The sequence below is a fragment of the Kitasatospora sp. NPDC023118 genome, from assembly GCF_055560875.1.
Genome location: NZ_JBVHHW010000010.1, coordinates 34,854 through 46,525, shown reverse-complemented (window position 1 = coordinate 46,525; position 11,672 = coordinate 34,854). Strand labels below are relative to the sequence as shown.

Here is an 11,672-nt window from a genome sequence, read left to right as displayed (position 1 = left end):
ACGGGGTCGGATTGCCCCGTGCGGGTTACTCCCTTGCCCGTAAGGGCGCGTAACCGGGCAAGTCGCCGCCCCGGCCAGCAGACTGCTCCGGTGACCAAGATTTCAGACGGCTCGTCCCGCCCCCAGCGCAGCGAGATCGGCGGGATCCCCACGCGGTACATCGGGATCGTTGTCATCGTGATCCTGGCGGTGTGGTTCCTGTTCGCCAACCTCGACAAGGTCAAGATCCAGTTCTGGGTGTTCACCGTCACCGCGCCGCTCTGGATCACGCTGCTGGCCACGCTGGTCGCCGGCGCCGTGCTGGGCTGGCTGATGAAGGGACGGCGCGGCCGGTGACCACCGCTCCCGGGCCGGTCCCGACCGGCTCCTCGGCCTTCACCCCGCTGATCGAGCTGCGCGGGGTCAACAAGCACTTCGGGGACCTGCACGTGCTCCAGGACATCGAGCTGACGGTCGGCCGCGGCGAGGTCGTCGTGGTGATCGGCCCCTCCGGCTCCGGCAAGTCCACGCTCTGCCGGGCGATCAACCGGCTGGAGTCGATCGAGCGCGGCACCATCGTGATCGACGGCCAGCCGCTGCCCGAGGAGGGCAAGGGCCTGGCCAAGCTGCGTGCCGAGGTCGGCATGGTGTTCCAGTCCTTCAACCTGTTCGCGCACAAGACCGTGCTGCAGAACGTCTCGCTCGCCCAGATCAAGGTCCGCGGCCGGCCCAAGGCCGAGGCGGACGCCAAGTCCCGCTCGCTGCTGGAGCGGGTCGGCCTCGTGGCGCACGCCGACAAGTACCCGGCCCAGCTCTCCGGCGGCCAGCAGCAGCGGGTGGCAATCGCCCGGGCGCTGGCGATGGACCCCAAGGCGCTGCTGTTCGACGAGCCGACCTCGGCGCTCGACCCCGAGATGATCAACGAGGTGCTGGACGTCATGCGCCAGCTCGCCAGCGAGGGCATGACGATGGTCGTGGTCACCCACGAGATGGGCTTCGCCCGGGCCTCGGCGAACCGGGTGGTGTTCATGGCCGACGGACGGATCGTCGAGGACCGCGCCCCGGAGGAGTTCTTCAGCGCCCCCGAGAGCGAGCGCGCCCGGGACTTCCTGTCCAAGATCCTGAAGCACTGAGGCGGCGCCGTGACCCGTAAGACGACGCCCATCGTGCGGGCGCGCCGCCGCCTGCTCGCCGCCGCCCTGCTGCTCACCGCCCTGGCGGCCGGCTGCGGCGAGGCGGGCACCCCGCCGCCCAAGGGCCCCCAGCCCAGCGCGCTGCCCAGCTACCAGGTGCAGGACGCCTCCTCGATCACCGGCTCGCCGACCCTGGACGCCGCCCGCGCCCGGGGCCACCTGGTGGTCGGCGCTAAGGAGGACCAGCCCTACCTGGGCCAGAAGAACCCGGCCACCGGCGTGTACTCCGGCTTCGACATCGAGATCGCCAAGATGGTCGGCGCCTCGCTGGGCTTCGGGCCGGACAAGATCCAGTTCAAGACCATCGCCTCGGCCAACCGTGAGACCGCGCTGCAGAACGGCCAGGTGGACTACTACGTCGGCACGTACACCATCAACGACAACCGGAAGAAGCTGGTCGGATTCGCCGGGCCGTACTTCCTCGCCGGGCAGTCGCTGCTGGTGCGCAAGAACGACGACAGCATCCACGGGCCGCAGGACCTCGACGGCAAGAAGGTCTGCTCGGCGGCCGGCTCGACTCCGTACCAGCGCATCCGGTCGCAGTACCCCAAGGCACACCTGATCGGCTACGACACCTACTCGGCCTGCGTCGACAACCTGATCACCGGCCAGGTCGACGCCGTCACCACCGACAACGCGATCCTGCTGGGCTACGCGGCCAAGGCGCCGGACGAGCTCAAGGTGGTCGGTCCGCTGTTCTCGACCGAGCCGTACGGGATCGGGACTCCGAAGAACGACACCGTGCTGCGCGGCGCGCTGAACGACGCGCTGGCGTACCACGAGCAGAACGGCGACTGGACGAAGGCCTTCGACGCGACCCTCGGCCTGTCCGGGGAGCCCGCGCCCACCCCGCCGCCGATCGACCGGTACTGAGAGGGCCGCGCCGTGAAAACGCTGACCGACAACTGGTCGACCTACTGGGACGGCTTCCTCGGCACGCTCTCGCTGTTCGCGGTGAGCGCCGCGCTGTCGCTGGTGCTGGGCGTGCTGATCGCGGGCTTCCGGGTCTCGCCGGTGCGGCCGCTGCGGGTGTTCGGGACGGTGTGGGTGACCCTGCTGCGCAACACACCGCTGACCCTGCTGTTCTTCATCGTGGTGCTGGGCCTGCCCCGGTTCAACATCGCCCTGCCCTTCTACACCTTCGCGGTGCTGGCGCTCGGCTGTTACACCTCGGCCTTCGTCTGCGAGGCGATGCGCTCGGGCGTCAACACCGTGCCGTCCGGGCAGGGCGAGGCGGCCCGCAGCCTGGGCCTGAGCTTCGGGCAGACGATGGGCCTGGTGGTGCTGCCGCAGGCGTACCGCTCGGTGGTGGGGCCGATCGGCAGTGTGATGATCGCGCTGGTCAAGAACTCGGCGATCGCCGGCTCCTTCAGCGTCACCGAACTGCTGGGCACCTACCGGACCATCAACGAGCTGGGCTACAGCATCGTCTGGACCTTCGTCTGGATCGCCGTCGGCTACCTGATCATCACCCTCGCCGTCAGCGCCGTCTTCAACCTGTTGGAACGACGAGTGGCGGTGTCCCGATGACCGTTGAATCCTCGGCGCTGTACGACATCCCCGGCCCGAAGGCGCTGGCCCGGCACCGGCTGTACGGCGGGATCGCGCTGCTGCTGATCGCGGCGCTGATCGGCTGGGTCGTTTACATGCTGTTCCAAACCCACCAGTTCACCTACGCCAAGTGGGAGCCCTTCGAGTACCGGGGCGTGCAGGACCTGCTGCTGCGCGGGCTGGGCAACACCCTGCGGGCCTTCGGCTGGACGGCACTGTTCGCGCTGCCCTTCGGCGCGCTGTTCGCGGCCGGGCGGCTGTCCGACCACCGGGTGGTGCGCTGGTTCGCCACGCTGGTGGTGGAGTTCTTCCGGGCCATGCCGCTGCTGGTGATGATCTTCTTCGTCTTCGTCGCCCTCAAGGTGCAGCCGCTGTGGGCGCTGGTGGCCGGGCTGGTGCTCTACAACGGCTCGGTGCTGGCCGAGGTGTTCCGGGCCGGCGTGCTCGCGGTGCCCAAGGGGCAGCGGGAGGCGGCGTACGCGCTGGGCATGCGCAAGACCCAGGTGATGGTGTACGTGCTGGTACCGCAGGCCAACCGGGCGATGCTGCCGGTCATCATCAGCCAGCTGGTGGTCGCGCTCAAGGACACCTCGCTGGGGTTCCTGATCACCTACGAGGAGTTCCTGCACGCGGGCAAGCTGATCGCCACCAACCTGGACTACGACCTGCCGTTCATCCCGGTGGTGATCGTGATCGCGCCGATCTACATCGGCATGTGCCTGCTGCTGTCCTGGCTCGCCCGCTTCGTCGAGCGGCGCAGCCGGCGCAGCCCGAGCGTGCGCGGCGGGGCTCCGGTGGCGAAGGCCGGGGTCGCGATGGGGTTGCCGCCCTCGGTGCAGTGAGTTCGGTGCAGTGAGTTCGGTGCAGTGAGTTCGGGGCAGTGGGGCTGGGGCAGTGGGAAGCTTGGTTCGGGACTGAACCATAGGTGTGGATGGGGGCAGGGTCGCTGCCTCCAAATTCCTCTTATGATTGCGGGGAAGGGCGAAGACGACCGGGCGGAGGGGCCATGGAGCCGGTGTTCGACTCGCGGCACATCAGGACGTTCCACGAGGTGGTCCGGGCCGGTTCCTACTCGGCCGCGGCCCGGGAACTCGGCTACACCCAGCCCGCCATCACCCAGCAGATGAAGGCCCTCGAACGCAGCGTCGGCGTACCGCTGTTCACCCGCGCCGGGCGCGGCCTGCGGCTCACCGAGGCCGGCGAGGCGCTCTCCCGGCACGCCGAACTGATCCTCGGTAGCCTCTCCGCCGCCCAGCAGCAGCTCGCCGCGCTCGCCCGGCTGCGCGCCGGACGGGTCCGGGTCTGCGCCTTCCCCAGCGCCAACGCCACCCTGATACCCGAGGCGATGGCCCGACTGCTCGCCGAACACCCCGGCGTGCGGGTCGAGCTGCTGGAGGCCGAGCCGCCGGACTCCGTCCAGCGGCTGCTGCGCGGCGAGTGCGACATCGCGCTGGCCTTCCGCTACCCGGGCGCGGCGACCGACGTGCCGGACGGCCTGGACGAGATCCCGCTGATGGAGGACCTGCTCACCGTGCTGCTGCCGGTCGGGCACCCGCTCGGCCGCCGGCACGCCGTACGGCTCGCCGACCTGGACGGCGAGCGCTGGATCGCCGGCTGTCCGCGCTGTCGGGCCAACCTGCTGCACGTCTGCGCCGAGGAGGGCTTCGCGCCCGACATCGTGTTCTCCACCGACGACAACCTCGCGGTGCAGAGCCTGGTCGCCGCCGGGGTCGGGATCGCGCTGATGCCCGCCCTGGTGCTCTCCTTCATGTGCCACCGCAAGGTCACCGGGAGGGCCGTCGAACCCCACCTGCGCCGGCAGGTGAGCGCGTACGTGCTGAGCGAGCACCGGCGGATACCGGCCACCGGACTGGTGCTGGACCACCTCCGGCAGGCGGCGGCGAGCCGGGTCGGATGCTGACCCATAAGCACTAGTGGGGGTATCGCTTACAAGACCTCGTTGGACGTGATAGGTCAGTAGGTCCGAACCTGCTGACATGACACCCCCATCCACGGTCGGCACTGACCGGCTCACCGAGCGGATGACCGCGCTGATCAGTGAGATCCGCGCCGTCGTGGACCGCGGACTGCCCCCGGAACTCACCGCCTACCTGGTCGGTGAGCGCCTCGCCCCGCATCTGCTCGCCGACCCCGACGGGCCGGACGCGCTGCTCACCCCCGCCCAGCGCGAGGGCGACCCGCAGCGCTACCGCCAGCACGTCGTGCACGCCGAGGAGGACGGCGGCTTCTCCGTCGTCGCCCTGGTCTGGCTGCCCGGACAGCAGACCCCGATCCACGACCACGTCTCGTGGTGCGTGGCCGGTGTCCACCAGGGCCAGGAGAGCGAGATCCGTTACCGGCTGGTCTCCGACGGGCGCAGTGCCCGGCTGGTCGAGACCGAGCACGTGGCGGGCCCGGCCGGGACCGTCGCTGCCTTCGCCCCGCCCGGCGACATCCACCTGGTGCGCAACTCCTGTAGCAGCACGGCGATCTCCATCCACGTGTACGGCGCGGACATCTCGCGGCTCGGCACCAGCATCCGGCGGGTCTACCGGCTTCCCGCCGACCAGGAGCGGTGAGCGGCGGCGTGGCACTCACCCTCCGGGAGCGGGCCACCCGCACCCGTTCACTCCCCCCGCTCGGCGGCGACGCCCCCGGCCTGCTGCTCGCCGCCGCCGGCGTGGCCGCCGCCCTGGGCGTCCACGCGGTCGTCCCGGCCGTGCCCAAGCTCACCGCCGCCGTCGTGCTCGGCATGGCGGCGGCCCACCTGCCCGGGCTGCGCCCGGTGGTGCGCGGAGTCGCCCGGCCGGGGCTGTCCATGGCCGGGAAGCGGCTGATGCGGCTCGGGATCGTGCTGCTCGGGCTCAAGCTCAGCCTGGACGACGTGCTCGGCCTCGGCTGGGCCACCGTCGCCATGGTGCTCACGGTGGTCGCGGCCACCTTCGCCGGCACGATGTGGCTCGGCCGCAAACTCGGGCTGCCCGGGGACCAACCGCTGCTGGTCGCCACCGGGTACTCGATCTGCGGGGCCTCGGCGATCGGCGCGGTCAGCCAGGCGGCCGGCAGCGAGGAGGAGGACGTCGCCTCCTCCGTCGCGCTGGTCACCCTGTGCGGGACGCTGGCGATCGCCGTGCTGCCGCTGCTCCAGCACCCGCTGGGGCTCGGCGAGGTGGAGTTCGGCCGCTGGGTCGGCGCGAGCGTGCACGACGTCGGGCAGGTGGTCGCCACCGCGCAGACCGGCGGGACGGCGGCGCTGCGCGAGGCCGTGCTGGTCAAGCTGATGCGGGTGGTGCTGCTGGCGCCGCTGGTCGCGGGCGTGGCCGTGGTGGTGCGGCGGAACGTGCGCGGGGCCGCCGCGACGGGCGGGGAGAAGAGCGGCAGCCGGCCGCCGATCATGCCGCTGTTCGTGGCCGGGTTCCTCGCGATGATCGTGCTGCGCACCACCGGGGTGCTGCCCGAGCGGACGCTCGACCTGGCCGGGGACGCGCAGGAACTGCTGCTGGCCGCCGCGCTGTTCGGCCTCGGCAGTGCGGTGCACCTGCCGACCATGGCGCGCACGGGCGGGCGGATCGCGCTGCTCGGGCTCGGGTCCTGGGTGGTCGTCGCGGGCGTGTCGTACGCGGGGGTGCTGCTCACGACCTGACGGGTGCGGCTGTGCGGGGTCGGCTGCGCGGACGCGACTTACGCGGCTTCGAAAGGTCGGCTCCGCGGGGTCGGCTTCGCAAGGTCGGCTCCGCGGGGTCGGCATCGCGGGCTTCACCGCTCGGTGGGGCCGGGGGTCGGCGGACTCGTTCGCCGGGCCCGCTCGTCGGACGGGCTCGTCGGACGGGCTCGGTCAATTGTCGGGCGGGTGATCGTCCGCACCGGTACGGTCCTGTTGACGAGTACGTCGAGGAGGACGCATGACCACCGCACCGCCCGAACGGGACGGCCACGAGGCCGTCGTCACGCTCGACCGACGGGAGGGGCCGTTCGGTGAGGTGGTGCTGCGGCAGCGCGGACGGCACTACGAGATCATCGCCAACGGCTGCTTCCTGATGGATACCGTCGACGGGCGCTCCGAGCGGCTGCTGGTCCAGGCGGCGCTGGACGAGCTGGACCGTGCGTGCGGGGCGGGGGAGCGTGCGGGCGGCCTTGCCGGCGACGGGCCCGCCGGGCCGACGGTGCTGATCGGCGGGCTCGGGGTCGGGTTCTCGCTCGCGTACGCGGTGGCCGAGCCGCGCTGGGGGCGGATCACGATCGTCGAGCGGGAGGACGCGATCATCGACTGGCACCGCAACGGCCCGCTCGGTGCCCTCTCCGGCGGTGCGCTGGAGGACGAGCGGGTCGCGGTGCTCCACACCGACCTGCTGGAGTACCTCGCGGCGGCCGACGGCGAGCGCTACCACGCGCTGTGCCTGGACATCGACAACGGCCCGGACTGGACCGTCACCGACTCCAACAACGGGCTGTACGGTGCGGACGGGCTCGCGGCGCTGTGGCGCCGGCTGCAGCCCGGCGGGGTGCTGGCGGTGTGGAGTGCGAAGCCCTCCGTGGCCTTCGAGGAGGCGCTGCGGGCGGCGGGCTTCTCGGACGTCGCCACGCATGAGATCCCGGTCAGCCGGGGTGCGCCGGATGTGGTGCACCTGGCGCGGCGGGGCGGATGAGGCGAACCGGGCACCCGGGGGCGGCCGTTGTCCGCAGTGACCGTCAACTGGCAGGAGGCCCGTGTCGGTTGGGCTCCGTGGGGTGCCGGTGGTCGGCTGCTAGCGTGTGCGACCGCGGTGCACTGGTGCGGTGGTCGAGCGGGCGGTGGTGGTTGTGGTGGAGAGCGGGACGCCCTCGGAGCGGATCGCGGCCGAGCTGCGGCGGAGGATCGCGGCGGGGGAGTTGAAGCCCGGGGCCCGGGTACCGTCCACTCGGCGGATCACCCGGGAGTGGGGGGTGGCCATGGCCACCGCGACCAAGGTGCTCAACCGGCTGCGGGAGGAGGGGCTGGTCCGAGCCGTTCCGGGGGTGGGGACGGTGGTGGTGGCTCCTGTGGCTGCCGCACCTGCCGCACCTGCCGCACCTGCCGCACCTGCGGCTCCTGCGGAGGTTCGGGAGGCCGGGCGGGCTTCGGGTGGGCCGTCGGGTGTGGCGCCGGGCGGTGCGGGTGCGTCGGGGGCTCGGCGGGCTCGGGGTGGGGAGCGGGACCTGACCCGGGAGCGGGTCGTCGCGATGGCGGTGCGGGTGGCCGACGAGGAGGGGCTCACGGCGCTGTCGATGCGCAGGGTCGCCCACGGGCTGGGCGTCGCGACCATGTCGCTCTACCGCCATGTGCCCGGCAAGGACGAGCTGTTGCGGCTGATGATGGACACGGTCTTCGGGGAGCAGCCGCTGCCCGACTCACCGGCACCGGGTTGGCGCGCGGGGCTGGAGGAGGTCGCGCGGCTGCAGTGGCGGATCTATCGGCGGCACCCGTGGCTGGCGTCCACGATGTCCTTCACCCGGCCGGTGCTCGCGCCGGACGCGGCGCTGCACACCGAGCGGTCGATGGCCGCACTGGCCGGGCTGGGGTTGAGCTGGGAGGAGATGGCCCAGGCCTCCGTCTCGCTGGCGGCCTTCACCTGCGGGCTGGCCATCCACTTCGAGCGGGAGGCGCAGGCCGAGCAGGACAGCGGGATGTCCGCGGACGAGTGGATGGACCAGCTGGCCGGCGAGGACCACGACCGGCTGATGTCCGATCCGGAGCGCTTCCCGATGTTCGACGCGCTGAACCGGGGGCCGGAGATCGACATGAGCCTGGACGCGCTGTTCGCGTTCGGGCTGGCGCGGATGCTGGACGGGGTGGCGGCGCTGATCGAGGCGCGGCGGGCCGGGAGCGGCGGCGGGAACGAAACCGGGGGCGGGAGCGGGAGCAAGTAAGGCTGACCACTAACAGCTGACAGCTAACAGCTTTCAGCGAACGAAATCTGACATCTGTTAGCTGTCGGCCGTTGTCCGTCGCCGCCCGCTGCCCGCGGCCCGCCCGCCCGTCAGCCGAACGGCCGGTGCTCCGGCGCCGCGTCGGCCTCCGCTTCCGCCTCCGGCTCCGCCGTGGGTTCGTTGGAGAAGCCCATCATGCCGAAGGGGTCGAAGTCCGGCGGCGGGATCATCACCGGGGTGCCCTTGCGCGGACCCGACGCCTCGTCCGCCGCCGGGGTGTCCCCCGCCGGCTCGGCCTGGGCCGGGATGGTCGGCGGGGCCGGGGGCGGCGGCGGGACGGCCGGGCCCTGCGCGGCGACGGTGGTGCCGAACGGGTCGGCCTTCTGCTCGGAGGCGATCGTGGTGCCGAACGGGTCGGGAGCCGCGGCACCCCCACCCGGCTGCGCGGCCGGCTCCGCCGTGGGTTCGTTGGAGAAGCCCATCATGCCGAAGGGGTCGAAGTCCGGCGGCGGGATCATCACCGGCGTGCCCTTCGGCCGCTCGTCGTCCACCGCAGCGGCCGTGGCCGTGGCCGCGACCTCGGCCGTCGGCTCCTCCGCCACCGGGGCGAAGGGGTTGAAGTCCGTGGGCGGAATGCGCACCGGAGTGCCGCGCAGGTGCACCGGCTTCTCCGCCGGCTTCTCCGCCGACTCCTCCGTCGACTGCTCCGCCGTGGGCGCGGCAGTCGGCGGAGCCACCGGAACGGCGGGCGGGGACGCCGGCACGGCCGGGGCGACCGGAGCGGGCGCGGCAGCCGTCCCGACCAGCTTGCCGTCCCAGCCGAACTGGATGCTCTTCAGCAGTTCCGCGAACGCCTCCGTGTACAGCTCCCAGTCCTCCGGCCGCGCCGTGGACAGCTGGGCGCACAGCACCGTCCCGCCGTCCGGCAGCGGGACGAAGGCCTCGACGACCGAGGTGACCACCCAGCGCCGCTGCCCGTCGGCGGCCAGCGGTCCGGGCACCGGGACGGTTCGCCCCTCGACCAGGACGGCGGCCGGTCCGGCCGGCAGGAGCACCGTCCACACCTCGGCGTGCCGCCGTACGGTGGCCAGTTCGGTGGCGAGCGCGGTGATCGGCAGCGGGTGCCGGGCCAGCGAGACGACCAGGGCCGCGTCCGAGGCACGTCCGTCCAGTTCCAGCGCGCACAGGCCCGCGTAGCGGACGCCCGCGTTCTGGATCAGGTCGCTCAGGGTCGCGGAGATCACCGCGAAGTCGCGGCGCGGCTCCGGTCCGGTGGCGCTGAACAGTTCCTCGGCCACCTCGGCCAGGTGCCCGGTCAGCTCGGCGGCCGCCGCCGCGGTGGCTCGGTCGGTACCGTCGCCGCCGTCCGACAGCGCGGGCACCGTACGGGCGGAGACCCCGGCGGGCCCGCCGGGGGAGGTCAGCGGATGGAAGCCCGGCGGGACGACCAGACGGACCTCGGCGCCCGCGCCCGTGGCCAGTTCGACCGGCTGCCGGGTCTGCTGCCCGGCCGCCAGCGCGGCCAGCGCCGGGGCGAACGGCGGGCGCAGTTTGGCATCGGCGAACTCACCGGTGACCGGCAGCTGGAACAGCGCGGCCGAGGTGGTACCCCGGTCGGCGATGGCGCCGCGCACCGCACCGCCGCCGTAGCGGTTGTGCAGCGCGGTCGTCACCCGGTCCGCGACCGGGGCGCCGGTGCCCGGGCGGGCCGTCCCGGCGGTGATCACCGTGCCGAGCCGGTCGAGGGCCGCGTGCACCGGCCCGTTGGGCGCCAGCGGCAGGCCGAACAGCGTCTCCGCGGCGGGGTGCCCGGCCGACCGCAGGGCGCTCAGCGAGGCCGCCGGGTGGCGCGAGGTGTGCTCGTCGAAGAGGGCGTCGGTGAGCATGCCGAGGGTCGAGCAGACCTGCTCGGCTGCCGCGAAGGGGTTGGCCTCCGCGCTGAACTGGACGTCCTGGGTCAACTGGTGAGCCCCCCGCTCTGCTCCGTCTGCCGTCGGTGGTTTCGGGTGGGATCGGGCCCGCTCGGGCGGCGTGCCGTCAGATCCCTGCTCATTCCTATCAGAGCCCACCGTCGTCGCCGAACCGCAGGATCACCCGATGGATCATTCGTCGGCGGCGCCGGCGGAGCCCGCCGTGGCCTGCGCGGACGGTTCGTCCACCGGCGCGGAGACCGGAGCCGCGGAGGCCGGGCCTGCGGGAGTCTGACCTGCGGAGGCCGGAGCCGCAGTGGCCGGCGCTCCGGTGGCCAGAGCGGTGACCGCGTCGAGGAAGCCGGGGACGGCGAACAGCCCGGCGAGGTCCTGGACCAGGCGGCCGCTCGGCCCGTCGGGGCGCTCGTCGGCGAAGAAGGAGGCCAGTTCGGAGGCGAGGGCCGGCTCCCGGGCCGCGGTGAGGGTCAGCGAGGCGACGAACTCCTGCACCAGGTGCAGTTGCAGCTCCTCCAGCGGCACCGAGCGCTCGGCCAACCACTCCAGCGAGGTGATCTCGGCGTTGGCGATCCAGGCCCGGACGGTCAACCGCAGCCCGGGGCTCGGCGCGGGGATCGCCAGGTGGGCCAGGATCTGGTCGTGCGCGGCCCGGCGGACCTCGTCGATCACTGCGGAGGTGCCCGCACTGGCCGCCACCGAGCCGCCCCGCAGCAGCGCGGCGAAGCCGGGCCCGTGGCTCTGCACGAAGTCGAGGTAGCGGCCCATCACCCGGTACAGCCGCTCCGACAGTGGCCCCTCCATGGGCTCCTCGAAGCGCGCCGACAGCTCCCGCCCGGCCCGTCGCAGCGAGGCCTCGTACAGCGCCTGCTTGCCGGGGAAGTAGTGGTACACCAGCGGCCGGGAGGCGCCCGCGGCGGCGGCGATGTCGTCGATCGACACCTCCTCCGGCGGGCGCCGGCTGAACAGCTCCAGTGCCACCGCGATCAGCTGCTCGCGCCGCTCGTCCACGCTCAGCCGGCGGCGTGGCCGCTCACCCGCCGCCCCCCGGCCGGGTGCGGCGGCGGTCCGTGCTGCGCGGTCGGCCGTCGGTGACGGCGTACGGGAGGCCATGCGCGTCACCCTATCCGGCGGTCGC

12 protein-coding genes are annotated in these 11,672 nt (G+C 72.8%); 10 read left to right on the top strand and 2 right to left on the bottom strand.

Going from position 1 to position 11,672, the window contains the following annotated elements:
* The first annotated feature begins 90 nt into the window (after positions 1-90).
* The 10 genes from ACZ3UD_RS15000 (at position 91) to ACZ3UD_RS14955 (ending at position 8,609) form a co-directional block, all read left to right on the top strand.
* Positions 91-336 (top strand): lipopolysaccharide assembly protein LapA domain-containing protein, encoded by a 246-nt coding sequence (locus ACZ3UD_RS15000; RefSeq protein WP_465586448.1) that lies wholly within the window; start codon positions 91-93, stop codon positions 334-336.
* Between the two features lie 47 nt (positions 337-383).
* On the top strand, positions 384-1,112 hold the full coding sequence (locus ACZ3UD_RS14995; protein WP_465586977.1) for an amino acid ABC transporter ATP-binding protein: 729 nt from the start codon (positions 384-386) through the stop codon (positions 1,110-1,112).
* A gap of 9 nt (positions 1,113-1,121) precedes the next feature.
* Positions 1,122-2,045: a glutamate ABC transporter substrate-binding protein gene (locus tag ACZ3UD_RS14990; protein WP_465586445.1), complete on the top strand. Its 924-nt coding sequence runs from the start codon at positions 1,122-1,124 to the stop codon at positions 2,043-2,045.
* A 12-nt stretch (positions 2,046-2,057) separates the two neighbouring features.
* Positions 2,058-2,702 (top strand): amino acid ABC transporter permease, encoded by a 645-nt coding sequence (locus ACZ3UD_RS14985; RefSeq protein WP_465586442.1) that lies wholly within the window; start codon positions 2,058-2,060, stop codon positions 2,700-2,702.
* On the top strand, positions 2,699-3,565 hold the full coding sequence (locus ACZ3UD_RS14980; protein ID WP_465586439.1) for an amino acid ABC transporter permease: 867 nt from the start codon (positions 2,699-2,701) through the stop codon (positions 3,563-3,565). The genes ACZ3UD_RS14985 and ACZ3UD_RS14980 overlap by 4 nt, the downstream gene beginning before the upstream one ends.
* 173 nt (positions 3,566-3,738) lie before the next feature.
* Positions 3,739-4,644 carry a LysR family transcriptional regulator gene (locus ACZ3UD_RS14975; RefSeq protein WP_380612888.1) on the top strand — a complete coding sequence of 302 codons (906 nt, stop codon included), beginning with the start codon at positions 3,739-3,741 and terminating at the stop codon, positions 4,642-4,644.
* A 76-nt stretch (positions 4,645-4,720) separates the two neighbouring features.
* A complete protein-coding gene (locus ACZ3UD_RS14970) occupies positions 4,721-5,302 on the top strand; it encodes a cysteine dioxygenase family protein (RefSeq protein WP_465586437.1) in 582 nt (193 codons plus the stop codon).
* Positions 5,303-5,310: 8 nt separating this feature from the next.
* Positions 5,311-6,366, top strand: coding sequence for a YeiH family protein (locus tag ACZ3UD_RS14965; RefSeq protein ID WP_465586434.1), 1,056 nt, complete (start codon positions 5,311-5,313; stop codon positions 6,364-6,366).
* A gap of 259 nt (positions 6,367-6,625) precedes the next feature.
* Complete coding sequence (locus tag ACZ3UD_RS14960; RefSeq protein WP_465586431.1) at positions 6,626-7,369, top strand: spermidine synthase family protein; 744 nt, start codon at positions 6,626-6,628, stop codon at positions 7,367-7,369.
* A gap of 130 nt (positions 7,370-7,499) precedes the next feature.
* Positions 7,500-8,609: a TetR/AcrR family transcriptional regulator C-terminal domain-containing protein gene (locus ACZ3UD_RS14955; protein WP_465586428.1), complete on the top strand. Its 1,110-nt coding sequence runs from the start codon at positions 7,500-7,502 to the stop codon at positions 8,607-8,609.
* A 110-nt stretch (positions 8,610-8,719) separates the two neighbouring features.
* Here the strand turns inward: ACZ3UD_RS14955 and ACZ3UD_RS14950 are convergent, their stop codons facing one another.
* Positions 8,720-10,570 (bottom strand): hypothetical protein, encoded by a 1,851-nt coding sequence (locus tag ACZ3UD_RS14950; protein WP_465586425.1) that lies wholly within the window; start codon positions 10,568-10,570, stop codon positions 8,720-8,722.
* Positions 10,571-10,711: 141 nt separating this feature from the next.
* On the bottom strand, positions 10,712-11,647 hold the full coding sequence (locus tag ACZ3UD_RS14945) for a TetR/AcrR family transcriptional regulator (protein ID WP_465586422.1): 936 nt from the start codon (positions 11,645-11,647) through the stop codon (positions 10,712-10,714).
* Positions 11,648-11,672 lie beyond the last annotated feature (25 nt).